Origin of the sequence: Pseudomonas ekonensis (assembly GCF_019145435.1) — a bacterium.
Classification (GTDB): Bacteria; Pseudomonadota; Gammaproteobacteria; order Pseudomonadales; family Pseudomonadaceae; genus Aquipseudomonas; species Aquipseudomonas ekonensis.
The window spans coordinates 2,562,909-2,587,217 of record NZ_JAHSTS010000001.1 but is presented as its reverse complement, the minus strand read 5'-3'; the positions used below and the strand labels follow the sequence as shown (position 1 = coordinate 2,587,217).

At 65.0% G+C, this 24,309-nt stretch carries 22 protein-coding genes, 1 tRNA gene and 1 pseudogene; 16 read left to right on the top strand and 8 right to left on the bottom strand.

Annotation, left to right across the window (positions count from 1 at the left end; translation table 11 throughout):
- Nucleotides 1-53: 53 nt before the first annotated feature.
- Entirely contained in the window at nt 54-587 is a 534-nt protein-coding gene (locus KVG96_RS11400; RefSeq protein WP_217892157.1) for a tetratricopeptide repeat protein, read from the bottom strand.
- A gap of 143 nt (nt 588-730) precedes the next feature.
- Between KVG96_RS11400 and KVG96_RS11395 the strand changes: the two genes are divergently transcribed.
- The 3 genes from KVG96_RS11395 to nudC all read left to right on the top strand — a co-directional run bounded on the left by KVG96_RS11395 (nt 731) and on the right by nudC (nt 3,374).
- Nucleotides 731-1,504 (top strand): class I SAM-dependent methyltransferase, encoded by a 774-nt coding sequence (locus tag KVG96_RS11395; protein WP_217892156.1) that lies wholly within the window; start codon nt 731-733, stop codon nt 1,502-1,504.
- A gap of 220 nt (nt 1,505-1,724) precedes the next feature.
- The gene (locus tag KVG96_RS11390; protein WP_217892155.1) at nt 1,725-2,537 is read left to right on the top strand and encodes a crotonase/enoyl-CoA hydratase family protein; all 813 of its coding nucleotides are present in this window, start codon (nt 1,725-1,727) and stop codon (nt 2,535-2,537) included.
- Nucleotides 2,538-2,543: 6 nt separating this feature from the next.
- Nucleotides 2,544-3,374, top strand: coding sequence for an NAD(+) diphosphatase (nudC, locus tag KVG96_RS11385; RefSeq protein WP_217892154.1), 831 nt, complete (start codon nt 2,544-2,546; stop codon nt 3,372-3,374).
- On the opposite strand, the gene KVG96_RS11380 is transcribed toward nudC, so the two are convergent.
- A complete protein-coding gene (locus KVG96_RS11380) occupies nt 3,342-4,121 on the bottom strand; it encodes a TSUP family transporter (RefSeq protein WP_217892153.1) in 780 nt (259 codons plus the stop codon). The two genes, nudC and KVG96_RS11380, sit on opposite strands and share 33 nt — an antisense overlap.
- Nucleotides 4,122-4,620: 499 nt before the next feature.
- Nucleotides 4,621-5,778 carry a MalY/PatB family protein gene (locus tag KVG96_RS11375; RefSeq protein ID WP_217892152.1) on the bottom strand — a complete coding sequence of 386 codons (1,158 nt, stop codon included), beginning with the start codon at nt 5,776-5,778 and terminating at the stop codon, nt 4,621-4,623.
- A 406-nt stretch (nt 5,779-6,184) separates the two neighbouring features.
- Here KVG96_RS11375 and fdnG point away from each other — a divergent pair, with 406 nt between their 5' ends.
- From fdnG to KVG96_RS11340, 7 genes are all read left to right on the top strand, one after another.
- Nucleotides 6,185-9,250: a formate dehydrogenase-N subunit alpha gene (gene fdnG, locus KVG96_RS11370; protein ID WP_217892151.1), complete on the top strand. Its 3,066-nt coding sequence runs from the start codon at nt 6,185-6,187 to the stop codon at nt 9,248-9,250.
- Entirely contained in the window at nt 9,251-10,186 is a 936-nt protein-coding gene (fdxH, locus tag KVG96_RS11365; protein WP_217892150.1) for a formate dehydrogenase subunit beta, read from the top strand.
- Nucleotides 10,183-10,836: a formate dehydrogenase subunit gamma gene (locus KVG96_RS11360; RefSeq protein ID WP_217892149.1), complete on the top strand. Its 654-nt coding sequence runs from the start codon at nt 10,183-10,185 to the stop codon at nt 10,834-10,836. Before fdxH ends, KVG96_RS11360 begins: the two co-directional genes overlap by 4 nt.
- A 3-nt stretch (nt 10,837-10,839) precedes the next feature.
- Nucleotides 10,840-11,766, top strand: a complete 927-nt coding sequence (gene fdhE / locus KVG96_RS11355; RefSeq protein WP_217892148.1) for a formate dehydrogenase accessory protein FdhE — start codon at nt 10,840-10,842, stop codon at nt 11,764-11,766.
- Between the two features lie 51 nt (nt 11,767-11,817).
- A complete protein-coding gene (selA, locus tag KVG96_RS11350; protein WP_217892147.1) occupies nt 11,818-13,230 on the top strand; it encodes an L-seryl-tRNA(Sec) selenium transferase in 1,413 nt (470 codons plus the stop codon).
- Nucleotides 13,227-15,146: a selenocysteine-specific translation elongation factor gene (gene selB, locus KVG96_RS11345; RefSeq protein WP_217892146.1), complete on the top strand. Its 1,920-nt coding sequence runs from the start codon at nt 13,227-13,229 to the stop codon at nt 15,144-15,146. Before selA ends, selB begins: the two co-directional genes overlap by 4 nt.
- A 7-nt stretch (nt 15,147-15,153) precedes the next feature.
- Nucleotides 15,154-15,249, top strand: a tRNA-Sec gene (locus KVG96_RS11340).
- A 42-nt stretch (nt 15,250-15,291) separates the two neighbouring features.
- Here the strand turns inward: KVG96_RS11340 and ahr are convergent.
- From ahr to KVG96_RS27600, 3 genes and pseudogenes are all read right to left on the bottom strand, one after another.
- Nucleotides 15,292-16,323, bottom strand: coding sequence for an NADPH-dependent aldehyde reductase Ahr (gene ahr, locus KVG96_RS11335; protein WP_217892145.1), 1,032 nt, complete (start codon nt 16,321-16,323; stop codon nt 15,292-15,294).
- Nucleotides 16,324-16,463: 140 nt separating this feature from the next.
- Nucleotides 16,464-16,970 carry a GNAT family N-acetyltransferase gene (locus tag KVG96_RS27605; protein ID WP_264082378.1) on the bottom strand — a complete coding sequence of 169 codons (507 nt, stop codon included), beginning with the start codon at nt 16,968-16,970 and terminating at the stop codon, nt 16,464-16,466.
- Between the two features lie 3 nt (nt 16,971-16,973).
- Nucleotides 16,974-17,531: pseudogene (locus KVG96_RS27600) on the bottom strand (HD domain-containing protein); the annotation flags it as partial.
- Between the two features lie 191 nt (nt 17,532-17,722).
- Between KVG96_RS27600 and KVG96_RS11325 the strand changes: the two are divergent.
- The 3 genes from KVG96_RS11325 (at nt 17,723) to KVG96_RS11315 (ending at nt 20,047) form a co-directional block, all read left to right on the top strand.
- On the top strand, nt 17,723-18,697 hold the full coding sequence (locus KVG96_RS11325) for a quinone oxidoreductase family protein (protein WP_217892143.1): 975 nt from the start codon (nt 17,723-17,725) through the stop codon (nt 18,695-18,697).
- On the top strand, nt 18,694-19,620 hold the full coding sequence (locus KVG96_RS11320; protein WP_217892142.1) for a LysR family transcriptional regulator: 927 nt from the start codon (nt 18,694-18,696) through the stop codon (nt 19,618-19,620). Before KVG96_RS11325 ends, KVG96_RS11320 begins: the two co-directional genes overlap by 4 nt.
- Before the next feature lie 82 nt (nt 19,621-19,702).
- Entirely contained in the window at nt 19,703-20,047 is a 345-nt protein-coding gene (locus KVG96_RS11315; RefSeq protein WP_217892141.1) for a cupin domain-containing protein, read from the top strand.
- Between the two features lie 252 nt (nt 20,048-20,299).
- Here KVG96_RS11315 and KVG96_RS11310 read toward each other — a convergent pair whose 3' ends face one another.
- A complete protein-coding gene (locus KVG96_RS11310) occupies nt 20,300-20,710 on the bottom strand; it encodes a hypothetical protein (protein WP_217892140.1) in 411 nt (136 codons plus the stop codon).
- A gap of 441 nt (nt 20,711-21,151) precedes the next feature.
- Here KVG96_RS11310 and KVG96_RS11305 point away from each other — a divergent pair, with 441 nt between their 5' ends.
- On the top strand, nt 21,152-21,670 hold the full coding sequence (locus KVG96_RS11305) for a cysteine hydrolase family protein (protein WP_217892139.1): 519 nt from the start codon (nt 21,152-21,154) through the stop codon (nt 21,668-21,670).
- Nucleotides 21,671-21,791: 121 nt separating this feature from the next.
- Here the strand turns inward: KVG96_RS11305 and KVG96_RS11300 are convergent, their stop codons facing one another.
- Nucleotides 21,792-22,760, bottom strand: a complete 969-nt coding sequence (locus tag KVG96_RS11300; RefSeq protein WP_217892138.1) for a GlxA family transcriptional regulator — start codon at nt 22,758-22,760, stop codon at nt 21,792-21,794.
- A 118-nt stretch (nt 22,761-22,878) separates the two neighbouring features.
- Here KVG96_RS11300 and KVG96_RS11295 point away from each other — a divergent pair, with 118 nt between their 5' ends.
- Both KVG96_RS11295 and KVG96_RS11290 read left to right on the top strand, forming a co-directional pair.
- Nucleotides 22,879-23,262, top strand: a complete 384-nt coding sequence (locus KVG96_RS11295; protein ID WP_217892137.1) for a PaaI family thioesterase — start codon at nt 22,879-22,881, stop codon at nt 23,260-23,262.
- A gap of 12 nt (nt 23,263-23,274) precedes the next feature.
- Nucleotides 23,275-24,078, top strand: a complete 804-nt coding sequence (locus KVG96_RS11290; RefSeq protein ID WP_217892136.1) for an alpha/beta fold hydrolase — start codon at nt 23,275-23,277, stop codon at nt 24,076-24,078.
- Nucleotides 24,079-24,309 lie beyond the last annotated feature (231 nt).

Here is a 24,309-nt window from a genome sequence, read left to right as displayed (position 1 = left end):
CAGTTCGGCTCTGAATGCCTGTTCGCTGAAAATGATCGCCTCCGGGTGTCGTGTCAGGTTTTCGATGAATCGTTGATGGCTTCGGCCAGGTCGCGGTACTCCTCGCAGGCCGTGCCGCAGATCGCCTTGATGTGTTGCAGCTGTTCCTGCGCCAGGTCGATCCGGCCTTTCACCACGTAGGCTTCGCCCAGGTACTCGCGCACTTGCGCGTACTGCGGGTCCAGCTTCACCGATTGCAGGTAATAGCCGATGCCTTCGTCGGTGCGCCCCAGTTTGCGGGTGGCGTAGCCGCGGTAATTCAAAGCCTTGGCGGTGTTCGGCTGCCGGAGGGTGTCGAGCAGCGCCAGGGCTTCTTCATAGCGGCCGGCCTTGGCCAGCCGGTAGGCGTAATCGGTGCGGTCGGCGTCCGGCAGCAGGTGGCTGGTCTGCATGACGCATTTCTGCGACTTGCTGTCGTACACCTGGCCTTTTGGGCAGTTCGGTGCCTTGACCGGCTCGTCCTCATCGCCATGGGCGAAGGCGAGGGGACTGGCCAGAACGGCGGCCATCAGCAACGGGGCGGCGAACATAACGGAACGGATAGTCATGGGCAAGGCTCCACTGTGGGTCACGTTTCACTTTGAACACCCCAGGGTGAATTTTTATTCATCGCTTTGTCAGGGTTCGTTCAAGGTAAGCCCAATTCCGGACGCTATGCTCGTCGGCGTCCGTCGTCTTTTTGGAGTGCGCCATGAAAGATCAGGTCCATCACTCAGCCACCGCCGGCTACAAGAGCGCCGCCGACCTTTATGTCAAAGGCCGTCCGGACTACCCGCCCCAAGTGGAGGACTGGCTGAGCGCCACGCTCGGGCTCGACAGCCACAAGACGGTGATCGACCTCGGCGCCGGCACCGGCAAGTTCACCGGCCGGCTGCTGGCGACCGGCGCCCAGGTGATCGCCGTGGAACCGGTGGCGCAGATGCTGGACCGGCTTGCCGTCACCTGGCCCAAGGCCTTGGCGGTCAGCGGCACGGCGACCGACCTGCCGTTGCCGGACGCCTCGGTGGACGCGGTGGTCTGCGCCCAGGCGTTTCACTGGTTCGCCAGCGCCGAGGCGCTGGACGAAATCGCCCGGGTGCTCAAGCCCGGCGGCCGGCTCGGGCTGATCTGGAACCTGCGCGACACGCAAGTGAGCTGGGTGCCGAGGCTCGACGCCATCGTCAACGCGCTGGAGGGCGACACGCCGCGCTACTACACCGGCGCCTGGCGCCAGGCGTTCCCCCATCCGGCGTTCGGCCCGTTGCAGGTGCAGCGCTTTCACCACGGCCACACCGGCTCGCCGGAGGATGTGATCTTCAACCGGGTGCGTTCCACCAGTTTCATCGCCGCGCTGCCGGCGGCGCAGCGGGCGAAGGTCGATGAGCGGCTCCGTGCGCTGATCCTCTCCGAGCCCGAGTTGCGGGGCCGGGATGTGGTGACGGTGCCTTACGAAACGGCGGCGTTCGTGGCGGTGAAGGGCAGTTGAACCTGTAGGAGCCAGCCTGCTGGCGATGGCGTCAGTCCAGCCTCCACAGGGCGCAACCCTGCGGCGCGCTCACTGACCTCATCGCCAGCGGGCTGACTCCCGCAGGGTTCGGGGCGAGGCCGGGTCAGTCCCGCTTTTGGCCGAACCGCTGCCTTACTGCCGGTCAAGGTGCCTTGTTATAGTGCGGGCCTCATTCAATGCCCGGTAAAGGATTTCTGCCATGACCCAATACTCCGCCTTCAGCGTCGAACTGGCCGACAACGTCGCCCATGTGCAGATCAACCGCCCGGAGAAGATCAACTCGATGAACGCCGCGTTCTGGAGCGAGATCGTTGAGGTGTTCCAGTGGATCGACGACACCGACGAAGTGCGGGCGGTGGTGCTCAGCGGCGCCGGCAAGCATTTCTCCTCCGGCATCGACCTGATGATGCTGGCCGGCGTGGCCAACGAACTGGGCAAGGACGTCGGCCGCAATGCGCGCCTGCTGCGGCGCAAGATCCTCACCCTGCAAGCCTCGTTCAATGCCGTGGACAACTGCCGCAAGCCGGTGCTGGCGGCCATTCAGGGCTACTGCCTGGGCGGCGCCATCGACCTGATCGCCGCGTGCGACATGCGCTATGCCGCCGAGGACGCGCAATTCTCGATCAAGGAAATCGACATCGGCATGGCCGCCGACGTCGGCACCTTGCAACGGTTGCCACGGATCGTCGGCGACGGCATGCTGCGTGAGCTGGCCTACACCGGCCGTACCTTCGGCGCCGAAGAGGCGCGCAGCATCGGCCTGGTCAACCGCGTCTACGGCGACAAGGACAGTCTGATCGAAGGCGTGATGGACATCGCCCGGGAGATCGCCGCCAAGTCGCCGATCGCGGTCGCCGGCACCAAGGCCATGATCAGCTACATGCGCGACCATGGCATCGACGACGGCCTCGAGTACGTTGCCACCTGGAACGCCGCCATGCTGCAATCCACCGACTTGCGCGTGGCCATGGCCGCCCACATGAGCAAACAGAAACCCGAATTTCTGGATTGAGAAACCATGACATCTCGCTGGACCACTGCAGTACTGGACACCGACTTGCCGGGCGGCTGGGCCGTGGCACGCAGCCCCGAGGGCTTCCTGTTCGATGACAACGGCGCGCTGTTCCCCCGGGAATGGCTCAAGCGCCAGGATCTGGCGATCCTCGCCGAGCACGGCATCGGCCACCTCGACGGCGAGCCGGTGTACCTGCTGGAGCTGCGCAGCCACAGCGAGGTGCCGGGCTGCGCCTGGAAGGGGCTGCGGGCGTTCATGCTCGACGGCGACCACACCGTCTACAAGGTGCTGGGCTATGCGGCGCAGATCGGCACCTGGGCCCGCGAGCACCGGTTCTGCGGCAACTGCGGTCAGGCCATGACCCAGGTGCCGCGGGAGCGGGCGATGTACTGCCGGCCTTGCGACCTGCGCAGCTATCCGCGCATTTCGCCGAGCATGATCGTGCTGGTGACCCGGGGCGATGAAGTGCTGCTGGCGCGCTCACCGCGTTTCGTCACCGGGGTCTACAGCACGCTGGCCGGGTTTGCGGAGCCTGGGGAGTCGGCCGAGGATTGCCTGATTCGCGAAGTGCGTGAAGAAGTCAGCATCGAAGTGAAGAACATTCGGTACATGGGCAGCCAGTGCTGGCCGTTCCCGCACTCGATGATGCTGGGTTTCCATGCCGAATATGCCGGTGGCGAGATTGTCTGCCAGGAAGACGAAATCGAAGACGCCCAGTGGTTCAACGTGCACGATCTGCCGCCGTTGCCGGCGTCAAAATCGATTGCACGTTATTTGATCGACGTCTACGTGGCCCGCCGCTTAGGCCACGCTGAACCAGTGCTGCCAGGCTAGCCGCACGGTCAGCCCCAGCACTACGGTGATGAACACCGGACGGATGAACTTGGCGCCGCCGCTGATCGCGGTGCGCGCCCCGAAGAACGCGCCGACCATCACCGACAGGCCCATGCACAGGCCGATGATCCAGTCCACTTGCCCGGAGAACACGAACACCGCCAGCGCCGCGATGTTGCTGACGAAGTTCATGCTGCGCGCCACACCGCTGGCCTTGACCAGGTCGATGGGGTAGAGCAGCAGGCTGCTCACCGTCCAGAACGCGCCGGTGCCGGGGCCGGCCACGCCGTCGTAGAAGCCCAGGCTGAAGCCTTGCGGGCCTTGCCAGGTCTTCTTGATCGGCGCGTCGCTGTCCAGCGGCGCCTTCGGCGTGCCGCCGAACAGCAGGTACAGGCCGCAGGCGAACACGATCACCGGCAGCATCTTGTTCAGCCATTCCGCCGGCAGGTAGTGGGCGACGATGGCACCGGTCAGCGCGCCGACCAGGGTGCCGACGATCGCGTGCATCCATTGCCTTGGGTGGAACAGCTTGCGCCGGTAGAAGGTGAAGCTGGCGGTGGCCGAGCCGAAAGTCGAGCTCAGCTTGTTGGTGCCCAGCACCAGGTGCGGCGGCAGGCCGGCGGTGAGCAGGGCCGGGGTGGTCAACAGGCCGCCGCCGCCGGCGATGGCGTCGATGAAACCGGCAATGAACGCGACGAGGGCCAGGATGGCCAGGGTGGTGAGGTCAACGCTGAGATCGAAGGGCATGGAATCGGCTTATTCGGCAGGGCGCAGACGGGCTGCGGGGACGGGCGGCCATGTTACTCATTTCCGGATGTTGCGGCGACCCGTCTGACGCTATCGCGGGCAAGCCCGCTCCCACAGAGTTCTGCGGCGACCACCGATTCCGAACGCCTCCCGGCCCTTTGTAGGAGCCAGCCTGCTGGCGATGGCGGTGGGGCAGTCGCCACCGATGTCGGCAATGCCGGCGTCATCGCTTGCAGGCAAGCTCCTACAGGTTCTGCGGCGTGCAAGTATCTGATTCTTTGTGGGAGCCAGCCTGCTGGCGATGGCGGTGGGGCAGTCGCCACCGATGTTGGCAATGCCGGCGTCATCGCTTGCAGGCAAGCTCCTACAGGTTCTGCGGCGTGCAAGTATCTGATTCTTTGTGGGAGCCAGCCTGCTGGCGATGGCGGTGGGGCAGTCGCTACCGATGTCGGCAATGCCGGCGTCATCGCTTGCAGGCAAGCTCCTACAGTTTTGCGGTTTAGGCGCCGCTTCGCTGCGCCAGGCTGCGTTCCATGCGGGCGATGCCTTCTTCGAGCATCGAGCGCGGGCAGCCGAAGTTCAGGCGCACGAACGGTTGGCTGTGGTCGCCGAAGTCCGATCCGGTGCTCAGGCCGACCTTGGCGTGTTCGAGGAAAAACCGCTGCGGGTCGCCCAGGTCCAGCGCCGAGCAGTCGAGCCAGGCCAGGTAAGTGCCTTGCGGCACGTTGATCGACACGCCCGGCAGACGGCTGCGCACCGCTTCGACCAGGTAATCGCGGTTGGCTTGCAGGTACTGTTTCAGCGCCTTGAGCCATGGCCCGGCCTCGCTGTAGGCCACGCGGGTGGCTTCCATGCCCAGCGGGTTGACGCTGTCGACCATGCCGCAGCGGGCGTGGTTGACCCGCTCGCGCAGGGCGGCGTCCTGGATGATCATGAACGAGGTCTTCAGCCCGGCGATGTTGTAGGCCTTGCTGGCCGACATCAGGGTGATGGTGCGTTTGGCGATGTCGGCGCCGAGGGAGGCGGTCGGAATGTGCACGCGGCCGTCGTAGCACAGCTCGGCGTGGATTTCGTCGGAGATGATCCAGGCGTCCTGCTGGACGCAGAGGTCGGCCACCGCTTGCAGCTCCTCACGGGCGAAGACCTTGCCGATCGGGTTGTGCGGGTTGCTCAGCAGCAGCGCGCCGCCGCCGTCGAGGGCCTGGCGCAGGGCGTCCAGCGGGGTGGCGTAGGTGCCGTCGTCCTGCGCGAGGAATTCCAGTTCGACCTTGTTCAGGCCCCAGTGGCCCGGCGCGTGGCGCAGCGGCGGGTAGTTCGGCGTTTGCACCACGACGTTCTGCTGCGGCTGCACCAGCGCCTTGAGCGCCATGTTGAAGCCCGATTCCACGCCCGGCAGGAACACCAGCTCCTGGGGCTGCACGCGCCAGGCGTACTTGGCCCAGAGGTCGGCGACGATGGCCTGGCGCAGGTTGTCCTGGGCCACGCTGTAGCCCACCAGCGGGTGGAGCAGGCGTTGCTGCAACGCTTCGATGACCACCGGCGGCGCGGCGAAATCCATGTCAGCGACCCACATCGGCAGCACGTCGGCCGAATAGCGGCTCCACTTGGTGCTGCCGGTGTCGTGGCGGTCGAATACCTGATCAAAATCGAAAGTCATGCGGGGTCTCGTGAAGGCGGGGTCGTTGATGGGCGCCATGATAAGCCACTGCCTGCCCTTGCGCGACCGGGCGGTCATCGCGCTGTGTCAGTCAGGTCGCCATCGCCGTCAGGTTGGCTCCCGCAAAGGTATTGGCGAATGACTGCGCGTTCCGGGTTGCACACACATTCCCCTGTAGGAGCCAGCCCGCAGGCGATGGCGTCAGCCCGGACACCACCGGCCCAGGGCAGGGCAGTTGCTCCCGCAAGGGGCATCGGCGGATGACGGCGTGCCACCGACGGTCGGTTGGCGTGCCGGCTGTCGGTTCGTTGGCTAGAGTGAAAGGATCGGCAGTGCGTCTGCCGCAACCGTGATTGTCCAGAACTGCCCGGCAACGTACCGGGTTTCACCTGATCAGGAGTTCACGATGGATCTCAGCCGTCGTCAGTTCTTCAAGGTCGCCGGCATCGGCCTTGCAGGCTCGAGCCTGGGCGCGTTGGGCATGGCCCCGACGCCGGCCTTCGCCGAGCAGGTTCGCCACTTCAAGCTCGCCCACACCCATGAGACCCGCAACACCTGCCCGTACTGCTCGGTCGGGTGCGGGCTGATCATGTACAGCCAGGGCGACGCCGGCAAGAACGTGGCGCAGAACATCATCCACATCGAGGGCGACGCCGACCACCCGGTCAACCGCGGCACCCTGTGCCCCAAGGGCGCCGGCCTGCTGGACTTCATCCACAGCCCGGGCCGCCTGCAGTACCCGCAGGTACGCAAGCCGGGTTCCAACGAGTGGACGCGGATCTCCTGGGACGAGGCGCTGGACCGCGTGGCCGACCTGATGAAGGCCGACCGCGACGCCAACTTCACCGAGCGCAACGCCCAGGGCCAGACGGTGAACCGCTGGCTCACCACCGGGTTCCTCGCGGCGTCGGCGGCGTCCAACGAAGCGGGCTACATCACCCATAAGGTGGTGCGCAGCCTCGGCATGCTGGGGTTCGACAACCAGGCGCGTGTCTGACACGGCCCGACGGTGGCAAGTCTTGCCCCGACGTACGGCCGTGGAGCCATGACCAACACCTGGACCGACATCGCCAACGCGAACCTGATCCTGGTGATGGGCGGCAATTCCGCCGAAGCGCATCCGTGCGGCTTCAAGTGGGTGACCGAAGCCAAGGCGCACAACGCCGCGCGGCTGATCGTGGTCGACCCCAGGTTCACCCGCACCGCGTCGGTGGCCGACTATTACGCGCCGATCCGCACCGGCACCGACATCGCCTTCATGGGCGGGCTGATCAATTACCTGCTGACCGAGGACAAGATCCAGCACGAATACGTGCGCAACTACACCGACCTGTCCTTCATCGTGAAGGCCGGCTTCGGCTTCGAGGACGGCCTGTTCACCGGCTACGACGCGGCCAAGCGCAGCTACACCGACAAGTCCACCTGGGGCTACGAACTGGGCGAGGACGGCTTCGCCAAGGTCGATCCGACCCTGCAGGATCCGCGTTGCGTCTATCAATTGATGAAGGGCCACTACAGCCGCTACACCCTCGACCTGGCCAGCCAGATCTGCGGCATGCCGGTCGAGGCCATGAAGAAGATCTGGGAGGAGATCGCCACCTGCTCGCAACCGGGCAAGACCATGACCATCCTGTATGCGCTGGGCTGGACGCAGCACTCCATCGGTTCGCAGATCATCCGCAGCGCGGCGATGGTGCAGTTGCTGCTGGGCAACGTCGGCATGCCGGGCGGCGGGGTCAACGCCTTGCGCGGGCACTCCAACATCCAGGGCCTGACCGACCTGGGCCTGCTGTCCAACTCGCTGCCGGGCTACCTGACCCTGCCGCTGGACGCCGAGCAGGACTACAACGCCTTCATCGCCAAACGCACGCAGAAACCGCTGCGGCCTGGGCAACTGTCCTACTGGCAGAACTACAGCAAGTTCCACGTCAGCCTGATGAAGGCCTGGTACGGCGCCAACGCCACCGCCGACAACCAGTGGGGCTACAGCTACCTGCCCAAGCTCGACATCCCCAACTACGACATCCTCAAGGTCTTCGACCTGATGGGCCAGGGCAAGGTCAACGGCTACATGTGCCAGGGCTTCAACCCGATCGCCGCGCTGCCCGACAAGAACCGGGTGATGAAGGCGCTGGCCCGGCTCAAGTGGCTGGTGGTGATGGATCCGCTGGCCACCGAGACCTCGCAGTTCTGGGAGAACGCCGGTCCCTACAACGACGTGAAGACCGCCGACATCCAGACCGAGGTCATCCGCCTGCCCACCACGTGCTTCGCCGAGGAGGACGGGTCGCTGGTCAACAGCAGCCGCTGGCTGCAATGGCACTGGAAAGGCGCCGACGGACCGGGTGAGGCGCGCACCGACGTGCAGATCATGAGCGGGCTGTTCCTGCGCCTGCGCGAGCGCTATCAGGCCGAGGGCGGCGCCTGGGCCGAGCCGATCCTGAAACTGTCGTGGCCGTACAAGATCGCCGACGAGCCGTCGCCGGAGGAAATCGCCAAGGAGGTCAACGGCTACGCCACCACCGACTTCACCGACGCCAGCGGCCTGGCGGTCAAGGCCAACGCGCAACTGGCGGCCTTCGCCCAGCTCAAGGACGACGGCAGCACCGCGTCCGGCTGCTGGATCTTCTGCGGCAGTTGGACCGAGGCCGGCAACCAGATGGCCCGGCGCGACAACAACGACCCTTACGGCATGCATCAGCATCAGGGCTGGGCCTGGGCATGGCCGGCCAACCGGCGGATCCTCTACAACCGCGCCTCCGCCGACCCCCAAGGCAAACCGTGGGATCCGAAGAAGCGCCTGGTGTGGTGGAACGGCAAGGCCTGGGGCGGCACCGACGTGCCGGACTACAAGGCCGACGTGCCGCCGGAAGCGGGGATGAATCCGTTCATCATGAACCCCGAAGGCGTGGCGCGGTTCTTCGCCGTGGACAAGATGAACGAAGGCCCGTTCCCCGAGCACTACGAGCCGTTCGAGACGCCGATCGGCATCAACCCCCTGCACCCGCAGAACAAGACAGCCACCAGCAACCCGGCGGCACGGATCTTCGATTCGGTGTGGGACAGCCTCGGCCAGGCCAAGGACTTCCCGTACGCCGCCACCAGCTACCGGCTGACCGAGCATTTCCACTTCTGGAGCAAGCATTGCCGGTTGAACGCCATCGTCCAGCCGGAGCAGTTCGTGGAGATCGGCGAGGTGCTGGCCAAAGAGAAGGGCATCGTCGCGGGCGACCGGGTACGGGTCAGCAGCAAGCGCGGGTTCATCGAGGCGGTGGCGGTGGTCACCAAACGGATCCGGCCGCTGCAGGTCAACAACCAGGTGGTGCACCAGATCGGCATTCCGCTGCACTGGGGCTTCACCGGCCTGACGCGGCACGGCTACCTGACCAACACGCTGGTGCCGTTCCTCGGCGACGGCAACACCCAGACCCCGGAATCCAAGTCGTTCCTGGTCAACGTGGAGAAACTGTAAATGGCCAGCCAAGACATCATCGCCCGCTCGGCCACCACCACGCCGGCGCCGTCGGTGCGCGGTCAGCAAGAGGTCGCCAAGCTGATCGACACCACCAAGTGCATCGGCTGCAAGGCCTGCCAGGTCGCGTGCTCGGAATGGAACGAGCTGCGCGACGAGGTGGGCCACAACCACGGCACCTACGACAACCCCCAGGACCTGACCGCCGACTCGTGGACGCTGATGCGCTTCACCGAGCACGAGACCGACGCCGGCAACCTGGAATGGCTGATCCGCAAGGACGGCTGCATGCACTGCGCCGAGCCCGGCTGCCTGGCGGCGTGCCCGAGCCCCGGCGCGATCATCAAGCACGCCAACGGCATCGTCGATTTCGATCAGGACCACTGCATCGGCTGCGGCTACTGCATCACCGGTTGCCCGTTCAACATCCCGCGCATCTCGCAGAAAGACCACAAGGCCTACAAGTGCACCTTGTGTTCGGACCGGGTGGCCGTGGGCCTGGAGCCGGCCTGCGTGAAGACCTGCCCGACCGGGGCCATCGTGTTCGGCAGCAAGGAGGACATGAAGGTCCACGCCGCCGAACGCGTCGTCGACCTCAAGAGCCGCGGCTTCGACCAGGCCGGCCTGTATGACCCCGAAGGCGTCGGCGGCACCCACGTGATGTACGTGCTGCACCACGCCGACACGCCGCGGCTGTACGCCGGCCTGCCGGACGCTCCGGCGATCAGCCCGCTGGTGGGGCTGTGGAAAGGCATCAGCAAGCCGCTGGGCCTGCTGGCGATGGGCGCGGCGGTGCTGGCCGGGTTCTTCCATTACGTGCGCGTCGGGCCCAACCGCACGGAAGAGGATGAACACCCGCAACCGCCGGACACCTCGGTGCACGTCGTCGATCCGGCGGTGCACACCTTCGACCCCCGCGGGGAGGGCAGGCCATGAGCGACAAACCGATCCTGCGCTACACCGCCAACCAGCGCACCAATCACTGGCTGGTGGCGATCCTGTTCTTCATGGCCGGGCTGTCGGGGCTGGCGCTGTTCCACCCGGCATTGTTCTGGCTGACGAACCTGTTCGGCGGCGGGCCGTGGACGCGGATCCTGCATCCGTTCATGGGCGTGCTGATGTTCGTGTTCTTCCTGGGGCTGGTGTTGCGCTTCTGGCGTTCGAACTTCTTCATCGACAACGACTGGAAGTGGCTGCGGCGCATCGACCGGGTGCTGGTCAACGACGAAGAAGCCGTGCCGCCGGTGGGCAAGTACAACGCCGGGCAGAAACTGCTGTTCTGGACTTTACTGCTGTGCATGCTGGCGTTGCTGTTCACGGGGCTGGTGATCTGGCGGGCGTACTTCAGCCACTGGTTCGGCATCACCACGATCCGCTGGGCGATGCTGCTGCACGCGCTGGCCGGGTTCGTGCTGATCCTGAGCATCATCGTGCACATCTATGCCGGGATCTGGATCAAGGGCTCGGTGGACGCGATGATGCACGGCCGCGTCAGCCGCGCCTGGGCCCGCAAGCACCATGCGCTGTGGGCTCGCGAGGTGGAAGGCGAGCCTGCGCCGAAACCGCCGATCACCAAGAAGGGCTGACCGTTGCCGACCATTCTGGAACCCGGGGAAATCGAAGCGGCGGCCGGTTCGCCGCCGTTCCTGCATTTGCCGCCGCGCGATCTGTTCACCTTGCGCGCCCTGCGGCTGGAACATCTGGCCGAGGGGCATCCGCTGGCCGCGTATCTGCGGCTGATCGCCGGCCTGTGCCGGGTGCAGCAGCAGGTGCTGGACGATCCGCCGCTGGCGGTGGCGCCCGATGCGCAGCGCCTGGAGACGTGCCGTCAGCACGGCTTGCCGCCGTTCGCCGCCGACACCTTGGTCCGCGAGGACGCCTGGCAGGCTTACCTGGACGCCTTGCTGCAACGCTATGACGCGCCCGAACAAGCGGCGGTGGTCGACTCCGTGGCCACCTTGCGCACGGCCAGCCCCGGCCAGCGCCGCGCCTGGGCGGTGGCGCTGGTCAGCGGCCAGTATTCGCTGGTGCCGGCGGCGCTGGTGCCGTTTCTGGGCGCGGCCCTGCAAGCGGCGTGGAGCCATTGGCTGCTCAGCGTGCCGGATCTGCGGCTGACCCCCGGCGACAGCCTCAGCCAATGCCCGGCCTGCGGCGCGCCGGCCATGGCCGGGGTGATCCGCCACCGCGGCAAGCACAACGGCCTGCGTTACCTGGTGTGTTCGCTGTGCGCCTGCGAATGGCATGTGGTGCGGGTCAAGTGCGTGTACTGCGAACAGAGCAAAGGTCTGGAATACATGAGCCTGGCGGACGACCGCCACACGGCGGAGCGGGCGCCGCTGCGGGCGGAGGTGTGTCCCACCTGCAACACCTACCTCAAGTTGGTCTATCTGGAGAACGACCCCGACGCCGAAGCGCTGTCGGCGGACCTGACCAGCCTGCTGCTGGACATGCGCCTGGCCCAGGACGGCCATCAACGGCTGGCGCCGAATCTGCTGTTGGCCCCCGGAGACGAATGACGGCAGCGTCTACACTCAGGCCCGACGATCTGTTGATTTCGGGAGAGCCGGATGTCTGTGAGTGTCGCCCCGCGTTTGCCTTCCATCGACAGCCTGTTGCGTCATCCCGCCTGCCGGCCGCTGAACGAGCGTTTCGGGCGGGAGGCGCTGCTGGCCTGTCTGCGCCAACTGCTGGATGAGCTGCGCCCCGAGGTCCTGGGCGGGCAGTTGGCGGCCATCGAGATCGGCCCCGAGGCGTTGGCCGGGCGCGCCGCCGAACGGCTGGCGGCGCAGCGGCGCAGCCACGTGCGTCGGGTGTTCAACCTGACCGGCACGGTGCTGCACACCAACCTGGGCCGCGCCTTGCTGCCGGAGGAAGCGATCGAGGCGGTGCAGGTCGCGGCGCGCTATCCGCTCAACCTGGAATTCGACCTGGCCAGCGGCAAGCGCGGCGACCGCGACGACCTGATCGAAGGGCTGATCCGCGAGCTGACCGGCGCCGAGGCCGTGACCGTGGTCAACAACAATGCCGCCGCTGTCCTGCTGACTCTCAACAGCCTGGGGGCGCGCAAGGAAGGCATCATCTCCCGCGGTGAACTGATCGAGATCGGCGGCGCGTTCCGCATCCCCGACATCATGGCCCGCGCCGGCGTGCGCCTGCACGAGGTCGGCACCACCAACCGCACCCACGCCCGCGACTACGAAGCGGCGGTCGGCCCGCGCAGCGGGTTGATCATGCGGGTGCACGCGAGCAACTACAGCATCGAAGGGTTCACCGCCCGGGTGTCCACCGCCGAACTGGCGGAACTGGCCCACCGGCATGGCTTGCCGCTGCTCGAAGACCTGGGCAGCGGCAGCCTGCTGGACCTGACCCGCTGGGGTTTGCCGGCGGAGCCGACCGTGGGCCAGGCCTTGCTCGACGGCGCGGACATCGTGACCTTCAGCGGCGACAAACTGCTCGGCGGGCCCCAGGCGGGACTCATCGTCGGGCGCAAAGAGCTGATCGCGAAGATCAAGAAGAACCCGCTGAAACGGGCGCTGCGGGTCGACAAGCTGACCTTGGCGGCGCTGGAGGCGGTGCTCGGCTTGTACCGCGATCCGGACCGCTTGGCCGAGCGCCTGCCGAGCCTGCGCCTGCTGACTCGCCCGCAACCGGAAATTTTGGCCCAGGCCGAACGCCTGCTACCGGCGCTGACCCAGGCGTTGGGGCCGAACTGGCGGGTCAGCGCCGAACCGGCCCTGGGCATGATCGGCAGCGGCAGCCAACCGGTGGCACGCCTGCCCAGCGCCGCGTTGTGCGCGCGCCCGCAGGTGTCGAAGCGTCTGCGCGGGCGCAGCCTGCTGAACCTGGAGGCGGCGCTGCGTGGTTTGCCGGTGCCGGTGCTAGGCCGTCTCGACGACGATGCCTTGTGGCTGGACCTGCGGCAGCTGGACGACGAGCCGGCGTGGCTGGCGCAGCTCGGGCGACTGCAGGTGCCCGAATGATCGTCGGCACCGCCGGGCACATCGACCACGGCAAGACCTCGCTGCTTCAGGCGCTCACCGGCCAGGCCGGCGACCGCCGTCCGCAGGAGCGCGAGCGGGGCATGACCATCGATTTGGGTTACCTGTACGCGGAGCTCGCGCCGGGCGCCGGGCTGACCGGCTTCATCGACGTGCCGGGCCACGAGAAATTCACCCACAACATGCTGGCCGGGGCCCAAGGCATTGATCTGGTGCTGCTGGTGGTGGCGGCGGACGACGGCGTGATGCCCCAGACCCGCGAACACCTGGCCATCGTCGAGCTGCTCGGGATTCCCCGTGCGCGGGTGGCGATCACCAAAGCGGACCGGGTCGAGCCGGCCAGGGTGGACGCGGTGCGGCGGCAGGTGAGGGCGCTGCTGGCGCCGGGGCCGTTCAGCCAGGCGCCGATGGTGGCGGTGTCGAGCGTGACCGGGCAGGGCGTCGAGGCGCTGCGTGAGCAACTGTTGCAGGCCCAGGGCGAAGTGCAGGCCCGCAGCCTTGAGGGCGGTTTTCGCCTGCCCGTCGACCGGGCGTTCAGCGTGGCCGGGGCGGGGATCGTGGTCACCGGCACGGCGCTGTCGGGGACGGTGGCGGTGGGCGACAGGCTGGTGCTCGGGTCGTCCGGCAAAACGGTGCGGGTGCGCGGCCTGCATGCGCAGAACCAACCCGCCGAACACGCCTTCGCCGGCCAGCGGGTGGCCTTGAACCTGAGCGGCGAACGCCTTGAACTCGGGCAGATCCACCGGGGCCAGTGGCTGTCGGCCGACTGGCTGCATGCGCCGACCCAGCGGCTGGACATCGAATGGCGGCTGCTGCCCGACGAAACCCGCGCGTTCGAGCACTTTCAGCCGGTGCACCTGCACGTCGGCACGCAAGACGTGATCGCCCGCGTGGCGCTGCTGGAAGGGGCGCGGTTGAGCCCCGGCGAGCGCACGTTCGCGCAACTGCTGACCGCCTCGCCGGTGCAGGCGGTCAAGGGCGACCGGTTGATCCTGCGTGACGCCAGCGCCCAGCGCACCTTGGGCGGCGCACAGGTGCTCGACCCGTTCGCGCCGACCCGCCAGCGGCGCAGCCCCGAGCGCCTGGCGCAACTGCGGGCGTTGGCCGGCAGCGAAACGATGGAGGCGGCCTTGCCGGCGCTGCTCGACCACAGCGCCAGCGGGCTGGCGGCGCAATGGCTGGAGCGTCAGTTCAACCGTCCGCAGGCCGGTTGGGCATTGCCGGAGAATGTCCGGTTGATCGACACCCGCCAAGGCCCGGTGCTGTTCAATGCCCAGCGTTGGGGCATCCTCAAGTTCACCCTGCTGGAAAAGCTCGCCCGCCTGCATGAGCTGGAGCCTGACCAGATGGGCCCCGACCGCGACCGCCTGCGGCGCTTCAGCGGCTTGGAGCTGGAGCGTTCGACCTTCCTCAGCCTGCTCGACGAATTGCGCGCTGCCGGCTCGATCACGGCCAGCGGCCCGTGGCTGCACCTGCCGGACCATCAGGTGCGCCTGAATGCCGACGACGAAACCTTGTGGCAAGTTCTGCAACCGCTGTTCGAACAAGCGGGGTTCGATCCGCCGTGGGTGCGGGACGTGGCCACGGCAACGTGCAGGGACGATGCCGCCGTGCGCTTGCTGCTGCGCAAACTGGCGCGGTTGGGGCTGATGCATCAGGTGGTGCGCGACCTGTTCGTCACCGACCTCACGCTCCGGCAGATGGCGGCGGTGCTGCTGCGCCTGGGCGAAGAAAATCCGCAGATCCAGGTCACGGCGTTCCGCGATGCGCTAGGCTTGGGGCGCAAGCGCAGCATTCAGGTGCTTGAGTACTTCGACCGCCTGGGCCTGACCCGGCGGGTGGGCGATCACCGGCAAATCCGCTTCGACAGCGCCTTGGCCAACGCCGACGCACATTGAGTTCAAAGGAAGGCAATCGCGCCCGGTGGCGCGGCCGGGCTTCAAACCCGGTTGGGGACGGCATCCGTTCCCGGGCAGGTTCGACTCCGGCTGCCTTCCGCCATTTTTGGGGCCGCTGCGCAGGCCTTACCTGAAGGCCTGCCGATCACCGGCTCGCATCCAGCACAATGCGATACCGCGCCTTGCCGCTGCGCAAGTGGTCGACGGCCTCGTTGACCCGGCTCATCGGGAAGTGCTCGACCTGCGGCACGATCTGGTGCCGGGCGCAGAACTCCAGCATGGTCGCAGTGGCGGCGGGGGAGCCGACCGGCGAGGCGGACAGGACCTTTTGCTGGGGTATCAGTTCGAACACATGCACCGGAATCGCGCTGGGCACGATGCCGACAAAGTGCAGACGGCCCCGGCCGCGCAGCGTGGCGAGCATCGCCGACCAGTCGAGGTTGGCGTTGGCGGTGACCAGCAGGAAGTCCAGGGTGCCGGCGATGGCCTTGAGCGCGGCGCTGTCGGTGGAGGCCACCACGTTGTGGGCGCCGAGGCGCTTGGCTTCGTCCTGCTTGCTCAAGGAGGAGGTGAACGCCGTGACCTCGCAGCCCCAGGCATTGAGGAAGCGCAACGCCAGGTGACCGAGCCCGCCGATCCCCACCACGCCCACGCGGTCGGTGGGTTTGACGCCGAACTCCACCAGCGGGTTGAACACCGTGGAGCCGGCGCAGAACAGCGGCCCGGCCAGCGCCGGGTCGAGCCCTGCGGGAATCTTCAAGGCCCAGGCCCAGTGACTGCGCACGCGGTCGGCGAACCCGCCGTGGCTGCCGATGATGGTGGGCCGGGCGGTGCTGCACAGGTTATGGGAACCGCCCATGCAGGACGGGCAGTGCATGCAACTGCCCTTGTACCAGCCGATGCCGACCCGCTGACCGACCTCAAGACCACGCACCTGGGCGCCGGTGCGCACGATCTTGCCGACCACCTCATGGCCGGGAATGAACGGGTATTGGCTGATGCCCCAATCGTTGTCGATCAGCGACTGGTCGGAGTGGCAGACGCCGCAGTATTCCACGGCCACTTCGACGTCTTCGTCGCCCAACGGGCCGGGATCGTAGCTGTAGCGTTCAAGGGGCGCGCCGGCGGCGGTGGCGGCCCAGCCGGTGAAGGACGAGAGTTCGGTACTGTTGCTCATGGGACACCTCCGGTTGGCGAAACGGGGGGACGACGACCCGAACGGCGAGCGCTGCGGGAACAGTCAGGGGAGCACATCGGAACATAACGCAAGGCGTCGAGAGTGTAGCAGCCCGGCGGGACCGGGCTGCCGGTGGGGGCTCATTCGGTGGCGTCGAAGGCCTCGTGGTAGCGCACCACGCCTGTCGGCACCGCGTCGCCCAGCGCCAGCGCCTGGAAGTACTCGGCCGGAACCCCCGGCAATTCGAGGCCCGGTTGGGGCTTGAAGCCGAAACGTGCGTAGTAGCCGGGATCGCCCAGCAGCACGCAACCGGCGCCGCCCAGTTCCCGCAGCCCGCTCAGGGCCGCTTTCATCAGCGCCGCGCCGATGCCCTGGCCGTGACGCTCCGGCCACACGGAAATCGGCCCGAGGCCGTACCAGCCCGTGGCTCCGTCCGACACCGTGACCGGCGACAGGGCCACATGGCCGACGATCGCGCCGTTTTCTTGCGCCACCAACGACAGGCTCAATTGGCCGGCGCGGCGCAGGGCGTCGACGATGAAGTGCTCGGTGTGGCTGGAGTGCTCGGCGTCGCGGAACGCCGCTTCGGTGAGGCGGGCGATGGTCTCGACGTCTTGGGGCTGTTCTTTGCGGATTGAGAGGTTCATGCCGATCCGTTCTTTGGTGTCCTGGTCGATCAGGGCGCGCAGGGTCTGAAACAGCGGCGTGGCGTCGGTGTAGCGCTTGCCGTAGGTCAGGTTGAACGCGTAGTTGAAGTCGGGCGGGTTGGCGCCCTGGGTGTGCTGCAGGATCGTCTCCAGCTTGTCCAGCGCCTTCACCGCCTGGGCCTCGGCGGAGCGTCCGTGTTCGTAGTCGTCCCACAGCGCGAGGATGTCGTCCCGCAGGGGCGCGTCCAGTGCCTGGGTCAACAGCAGCAGGTCGTTCTTTTCCTGCTCGCTCTTGTCGGGGAACGAGACCTTGTTGATGGCGGGAATGTCGCCGCTGATGGCTTCGCCCAGGTCATGGATGACGCACAGCTTGAGGATTCTGGAGAGGTCGAGGCCGGTCAGCTCGTCTTCGAAGGCAATGGCCATCAGGCACAGGCGCCAACTGTGTTCGGCGGTGCTTTCCGGGCGTCCGGCGGCGGTATGGGCGCTGCGCAGCACGCTTTTGAGCTTTTCTGCTTCGCGCAGGAACGCCAATCGTCCTTTGATTTTTTCGAGGTTCATGCCCGTTTCTTTCATTCAGAGGTTCGCGGCGAATGTTCGATGCTTGGCCGGTTCAGGTCAATGTCCGGTTTGTTGGATTGCTGTAAAGGGTGCAGTAATGATCTGCAAGAGGCCTCATTGTTGGCGAAGAAGCGAATTCCCATACTCGACCCACCCTTTGAAGACCGCTTCTGACAGCAAGGAAAACCCCCATGGTTTCAGCGATCCGTTTTGACCGGGCCGGCGCGCCCGACGTGTTGACCCTGGACACCCTCGACGAGCTGTCGCCCGGCCCCGGCGAGGTCTGGCTCCGGCAGGAAGCCATCGGCGTCAACTACCTCGACGTGACCCAACGCAAGGGCGCGGTGCCCGTTGCGCTGCCGTCCGGGCTGGGCCTGGAAGGGGCCGGGCGTGTGGCGGCGGTGGGCGAGGGCGTCGGCACTGTGCAGGTCGGCGACCGTGTCGCCTACGCCACCGGCCCGTTGGGCGCTTACGCCTCGGCCCGGTTGTTTCCCGCACAGCGGCTAGTGAAGATCCCGGACACGCTGACTTTCGATGAGGCCGCCGCCGTGCTGTTCAAGGGCATCACGGCCCAGTACCTGCTCAAGTCCACGTATCCGGTGGGGCCGGGCACCACGGTGCTGCTGTACGGCGTGGCGGGCGGTTTGGGCGAGATCATGGCGCCGTGGGCGAAACACCTGGGCGCCAGGGTGATCGGCGTGGTGTCGAGGCAGGCCAGTGTCGAGAAGGCCCGGGCGTCCGGTTGCGACGAGGTGCTGGTGTTCGATCCGGACACCTTGGCGGCGCAGGTCTCGCGCATCACTGACGGGCAGAAGGTGGACGTGGTCTACGACCCCATCGGGCGCGTGTCCTTCCAGGCGTCGTTGGACAGCCTGCGCCCGCGCGGCCTGATGGTGTCGTTCGGGGCGTCGTCCGGCGTGCCGGCGGCGGTGGAGCTGGCCACGCTCAACGCCAAGGGCTCCCTGTTCCTGACGCGTCCTTCGCTCGCGGCGCACACGGCCACCGACGCCGAATACCAGGCACGGGCGCAGGATGTGCTGGCGGCGGTCGAGGCGGGTATCATCAAGCCCCGCATCCGGGCGGCCTACCCGTTGGCCGACGCGGCGCGGGCGCACGCGGACCTGGAGTCCGGACGATCATCGGGGGCGATCATTCTCAAGCCATGAATCTGGATGTCCTGAGTCATCAGCACAGCGACGAGGTCGCGGCGTTCCTGGCCGTGGCCGCGCAAGGCTCGTTCGTCGGCGCCGGCCGGGTGCTGCAACGGCACCCGACGGTGGTCTCCAAACGCCTCGCCGCCATGGAGGCGCGCTTGGGCGTGCGGTTGGTCGAGCGTTCCACCCGACAGGTGCGCATCACCGAGGCGGGCCTGCGGCTGGAACAGCGCCTGCGCACGGCCATCGAACTGCTGGAGGAAGCGCAGCAACAGACGGCAGAGGCGGCGGGTGAGGTGCGTGGCACCTTGCGCCTCGCGTTGCCGGCGGCCATGGGCCGGCGTTGGCTGGGGCCGATGCTGCCGGCGTTTCTCAAGGCGTATCCGCAGGTCTCGGTCTACGCCGACTACAGCGAACGGCGGGTGGACATCATCGACGAAGGGTTCGACGCGGCCATCCGCATCGGCGCGCTGGAAGACAGCCGACTGGTCGCCAAAAAACTGTGCGACCACCGCCGGATACTCTGCGCCTCACCGGCCTACCTGGAGCGGCACGGCGTGCCCGAAACGCCCCAGGACCTGCTCCGGCACAACTGCCTTCGCTTCAGCGGCCTCGCGTCCTTTCCGCACTGGCGCCTGCACCGGGGCGACGAAATCCAGACCGTGACGCCCAGCGGCAACCTGACCGCCAACGACAGCGAATCCCTGCTGGCGGCGGCCTGCGCCGACGAGGGCATCCTCGGCGCCGGCGACTGGCTGATGAGCCGCGACATCGCCGCCGGAAGGCTGCGCCAGGTGCTCGCCGACTGGCAGCTCGATACGCCGGGCGGCGTCTATCTGGTCAGGCCTTCGGCGCGGTTTCCCAGTGCGACGGTGGTCGCGTTCAAGCAGTGGATCGAGTCGAAGTTCGTCCCTGCGGCGCCTTGGGCCGTCTGACCGGTTGTCGCTTATCGCCCGCTGAAGGCCTTCAAGGTGTCTACTGCTGATGAGGCCCTGTCTTTTTGCGGAGGACACCGAAATGAGCGGCGAACACACGGCCCCGGAAACCCAAGGTGTCACCGTGGAGTTGCTGGCGGCCCTGGACCTGGGCCCGGAGATCGAAGGCATGGCAGGGCGGCAACTGCGCATGCGCCTGGTGACCATTGAACCCGGCGGCGTATTCGGCCCGGTCCATGACCACAAGGACAGGCCCGGCATGGTGTTCATTCTGCAAGGCACGATCACCGATCACCGCAACGGCATCGCCACGGACTACGGGCCGGGTGCCGGCTGGCCGGAGGACAGGAACACCACGCACTGGCTGGAGAATCGGGGGGCGGAGGTGGCTCGGGAGGTTTCGGTGGATGTTGTCAGGTTGGGGTGAGGTGGGGTTGCTCGTCGAGCTATTGCCGTTTTGATCTGTACGAGACCCTTTTTAAGCGCTCTCCCTGCACCTGAGCACGGCGGGATTGCAGGAGCATTCTCGTGCCGCAGAGAAGGTAAAGGTCTGCTTTTGGGCGGAAGCTATCGCTCACTAACGACTGCTATCGGCCAAAAGCAGACGCTATTTTCGTGAGTAATCGGCGCAAAAGCTGCTTCCGATCAACAATATAATTTCAGCTACCGTGATTCATACCTACAAGTCGCATAAAAGTTCGCGCCTCACCTGGAGTGCAATTGCTGCGAAGCCTTTTCCAGTGCCGCGCTTGCGGGACGCGTAGTCCTGATTAGCAGAAATATCCTCCCATTGACTTACCGATTCCACATACCTATGAGTGTTATCGGTATCAATTTCAAACTCTATGAACCGCTCTGCATGAGTGAGCAGAAGACCATAAAGGCTGGGCATACCGGGAAAGTCGACTTCAAGATTTAGTACGACGGTTTCTGACCACCTAATGCCTTTCGACTCACCATAGTTTCTTAAGGCGAGGGGAATCCCTCTGGCCAACCAAGCTTTGGCGGTTACCATGAGTCTGTGGGCCACAAGAGCATTTTGCTCTTGCACGTTCAGTTGCCGTTTTTTTAAAAGACGGTCAATGTCCACTTCAATTTCCTCAAAGATCGTCGCCTCCAGAATGACGATGACCTATCAAATGCGCAACGACTCAGGTGATTCCCATCTCCACGTTGCTACCGGGTTCGTGCGGGGTGTAGTGACGTCCCGATGTCTTTACCGAAAGACATCTTTCGACCCATGGCTGCCGGTGGTTGAGGGCAGCAAACGGCCAGAAGCGGCCCCCTACGAGCAATACAAGAAGTAGCCATCGCCTAGATCTTGTTCCCTTGCCAACCGGGCACCGTGCAGATACTGTCCCACTTATGAATCAGCTACGTATTGCCTCGACCACCACTACCACGACCGCCCGAGGCGGGTCGTGAGAGGTGTCGTGAGCCAATAATGCACGAACTTCAAAGGCCCGCCAGTGATGGATAGGGCCTTTTCTTTTGCCCTTGTGTCGCTGGCCCAAACGCAAGGAAAAGCACTATGCATGCACTGTTGATTCTCGATATGCAGGTCGGATTGTTTCATGGCCCAGAAAAACCATGGGCTGGTGAGGCACTGCTAAGCACGTTGAATAGTCTGTTGGATAAAGCCCGCAGCGCCGGCGCGCCAATTTTTCTTGCCCGCCACGTTGGGACGCCCGGCTCGCCTATCGAACCAGGAAGCCCGTTGACGCAACTGGTGGAGGAACTGTTGCTGAGGGGCGACGAAGTGATTTTCGAAAAAAGCCGACCTAACGCTTTCGCCATGACTGACCTGGCCGATCAACTTAAGGCTTGTGGTTCCCAAGGCGTGGTTATTGCCGGAATGAAGACCCAGTATTGTGTCGATAGCACCTGCCGCGCCGCACGAGATCTAGGATTCGATGCAGTGCTGATCGCCGATGGTCATACCTGCACCGACACTCCCGCTTTGAAGGCTGAAAGTATCGTCGCTCATCACAATGCAACCCTGGCGGGCCCATTCTGTCGTGTCGTTCACGCTGCGGACTGGCGTTTCTGACCGGCATTGATAGATCGACTCAAGTTCTGGGTCGATCTGTCTGCTTTGGGTGGCCGGTGCCCCCACGGCAGGCAGCTTCCGGCCAATAGTTACCCTTCAGAACACTCACCATCGAGTACGTCTAAGACGTGATTGCGACCTTGCACGTGCGCCACTGCGCTGGTGTTTGCTCCGTATGGGTTTTGAACAGTCGCACAAAGAAGCTTACGTTCTCGTAACCCACTTCATAGGCAATCGCCTTGACGGAAAGATCGGTGGCCAGTAGCAGCTTCTTGGCTTTGTCGATCCGTACTTTCTGGGTGTAGAGGTTAGGGGACAGTTGGGTCGCCTGTTGGAAGCGGCGTTTCAGCGTACGCTCGGCTAGGCCGACTTCCCGTGCCATGCGTTCAATGGTGAGCGTTTTGGCGTGATGCAGCTCAATCCAGCCCTGTAGCCTTAACATCAGCTCGTCGCAATGATTGCGATGACCTGGAAGGATGGGATTGAGGCGTTCAGGCCCGGAGACCAACAGATGGGTAGCGCACAGTTGCGAAAATTGGTCGCCACGCTCCTGTGCGAGAATTTCCAGTAACGCATCGAAACTGCCGTTCAAGGTTCCGGTGCTCCAGATGCCGCCACTCTGGAGGAAGGGTTGCTGAGTGACGAACTGGCTGGCCGGGTAGCATTTTTTCAGCTGGCGGGCATAGGCCCAGTGTGTAGCCAGTAGCTGATGCTGCGCGAAACCGGCAGCGGCCAAAAAGCAAACCCCGGTGGTCATGGCTAATAAATGAGTACCGGCCTCGCGCCGAGCGGCCAGCCACGTAAGCACATGGGGTTCGGGGGTGAAACCGGCAGCAAGGCGCACACCCTCGATGGGCGGGATAACCAGCAGGTCATAGTGACCGGTATCGGTGATGGCGGCATCGGGCTGAATCTTATGGCCGCTTGCGGCGTAAACGGCAGCGCCGTCGGCGGAAAGCACGTCGACTGCATAGCGTTGTGTCAGCCCAAGATGCTGCTCAAGTAGCGCCACTATCCGAAAAAAGTCTGTCACGGAAAAAACGCCCATGGCCCAGCAGCCGTCGTACGACAGGATTGCAACCCTTTTCATTCGTTACCTGGCCTGATCGGACTATCGATAATCCCTTTAGGGTACCGATTTTTCCATGCCTCAAGAATACCTTTGCTGCCTATCGGAAATTAGTCCGCTAGGCGCTAGGAAGGTAAAGATGCAGGCACTCAACAGCGGTACACAGGATTACTTTGCCGAGTTGCTCGGCGTCGAGTCGCTTCATAGTGGCTTCGAGAAGTCGGCGTGCCAAATACGCCTCGGTGAACACCACCGCAATGCATTAGGTGGCATTCATGGCGGATTGATTTTCTCCCTGGCCGATATCGCCTTTGCCGCAGCCTGCAACGCCGGCAGCGCGGTGTACATCGGCCTGCAAGCCGAGGTTCGCTATATGAATGGGGTACAGGGCGATGTTTTGACAGCTACCGCGACATTAATGGGCAGCTCCAGAAAGATCGCTCATTACCAGGTGCTGGTTACCGATAACGGTGACACCCGGATCGCGCTGTTTAGCGCTTCGGCATACCGACTCAGTCAGTGAAGGAGCATGGCCATGCAGAGCACCTATACCCGGCAGTACCGGATAGACACCCCGCGCGGTCGGCTATTCGCGCAGAGCTGGAGTCCTTCTGAAGAGCGCGCCGCCCCAATCGTTTTACTCCATGATTCGCTGGGCTGCGTGGCGTTATGGCGCACGTTCCCTGAGCGCCTGGCTCAGGCCAGTGGCCGTCAAGTGATCGCCTACGACCGGCTGGGTTTCGGGTGCTCTGACGCCGTTGCGGGAAAGTTGCCCCTGAGTTTTATCGACGATGAGGCTCATGGCAGCTTTCGAGCCCTCTATCGCGAACTCAAGCTGAACCAGTTCGTGCTAATGGGGCACAGCGTAGGTGGCGGCATGGCGGTCGGCTGTGCGGCGGCTTATAAAGAGGCCTGCCTCGGGTTGATCACCGAATCCGCCCAAGCCTTCGTCGAGCCAGCTACTTTGACGGGCATCCGAGCCGCCGAGCGCCAATTCGCGAGCGCGGAGCAATTAGAGAAACTTCGGCGCTATCACGGCGAAAAAGCCGAGTGGGTGCTGCGCACCTGGATCGACACCTGGTCAGCAGATGCCTTTAGCCAGTGGAATCTAGATAAGCAGTTGAGCAAGGTTCACTGCCCTCTACTTGCTCTGCACGGCGATCAAGACGAGTACGGTTCACAGCAGCATCCCGAGCGTATCTGCGCACAGGCATCCGGCCCCGCCAGCCTGCAGGTTTTTGCGAATTGCGGACATGTGCCGCACCGCGAACATCCAGACGCGGTGATGGCAGCTATCACCGTATTTCTTGCTTCGTCAGATAAAGCAGTACCTGCTTAATGTGCTGCACCAGCGACAGAGCGATAGTTGACACCTCGGTCTCGGGCCATCAGAACCAGCAGCAGAACCAGACCGAGTGCAGAGATCACTGCCCCAGTAATCCCCGTGTAGGAAACGCCGACCGTACTGACAGTGACGCCACCCAGCCACGTGCCCAGTGCGATACCGGAGTTGAACCCGGCAATGTTCAGGCCGGCTGCCACGCCGTGTGGTGCATGTCGCTCGGCGACG

Bases quoted from the DNA above. Each gene is read 5' to 3' on its own strand.
- KVG96_RS11295 (WP_217892137.1), top strand. From the start codon at position 22,879: ATGCAGGCACTCAACAGCGGTACACAGGATTACTTTGCCGAGTTGCTC.
- KVG96_RS11320 (WP_217892142.1), top strand. From the start codon at position 18,694: ATGAATCTGGATGTCCTGAGTCATCAGCACAGCGACGAGGTCGCGGCG.
- KVG96_RS11290 (WP_217892136.1), top strand. From the start codon at position 23,275: ATGCAGAGCACCTATACCCGGCAGTACCGGATAGACACCCCGCGCGGT.
- selB (WP_217892146.1), top strand. From the start codon at position 13,227: ATGATCGTCGGCACCGCCGGGCACATCGACCACGGCAAGACCTCGCTG.
- KVG96_RS11375 (WP_217892152.1), bottom strand. From the start codon at position 5,778: ATGACTTTCGATTTTGATCAGGTATTCGACCGCCACGACACCGGCAGC.
- KVG96_RS11400 (WP_217892157.1), bottom strand. From the start codon at position 587: ATGACTATCCGTTCCGTTATGTTCGCCGCCCCGTTGCTGATGGCCGCC.
- KVG96_RS11395 (WP_217892156.1), top strand. From the start codon at position 731: ATGAAAGATCAGGTCCATCACTCAGCCACCGCCGGCTACAAGAGCGCC.
- selA (WP_217892147.1), top strand. From the start codon at position 11,818: ATGTCTGTGAGTGTCGCCCCGCGTTTGCCTTCCATCGACAGCCTGTTG.
- nudC (WP_217892154.1), top strand. From the start codon at position 2,544: ATGACATCTCGCTGGACCACTGCAGTACTGGACACCGACTTGCCGGGC.
- KVG96_RS11325 (WP_217892143.1), top strand. From the start codon at position 17,723: ATGGTTTCAGCGATCCGTTTTGACCGGGCCGGCGCGCCCGACGTGTTG.
- KVG96_RS11360 (WP_217892149.1), top strand. From the start codon at position 10,183: ATGAGCGACAAACCGATCCTGCGCTACACCGCCAACCAGCGCACCAAT.
- fdxH (WP_217892150.1), top strand. From the start codon at position 9,251: ATGGCCAGCCAAGACATCATCGCCCGCTCGGCCACCACCACGCCGGCG.
- KVG96_RS11305 (WP_217892139.1), top strand. From the start codon at position 21,152: ATGCATGCACTGTTGATTCTCGATATGCAGGTCGGATTGTTTCATGGC.
- KVG96_RS11315 (WP_217892141.1), top strand. From the start codon at position 19,703: ATGAGCGGCGAACACACGGCCCCGGAAACCCAAGGTGTCACCGTGGAG.
- KVG96_RS11390 (WP_217892155.1), top strand. From the start codon at position 1,725: ATGACCCAATACTCCGCCTTCAGCGTCGAACTGGCCGACAACGTCGCC.
- KVG96_RS11380 (WP_217892153.1), bottom strand. From the start codon at position 4,121: ATGCCCTTCGATCTCAGCGTTGACCTCACCACCCTGGCCATCCTGGCC.
- KVG96_RS11300 (WP_217892138.1), bottom strand. From the start codon at position 22,760: ATGAAAAGGGTTGCAATCCTGTCGTACGACGGCTGCTGGGCCATGGGC.
- ahr (WP_217892145.1), bottom strand. From the start codon at position 16,323: ATGAGCAACAGTACCGAACTCTCGTCCTTCACCGGCTGGGCCGCCACC.
- KVG96_RS27605 (WP_264082378.1), bottom strand. From the start codon at position 16,970: ATGAACCTCTCAATCCGCAAAGAACAGCCCCAAGACGTCGAGACCATC.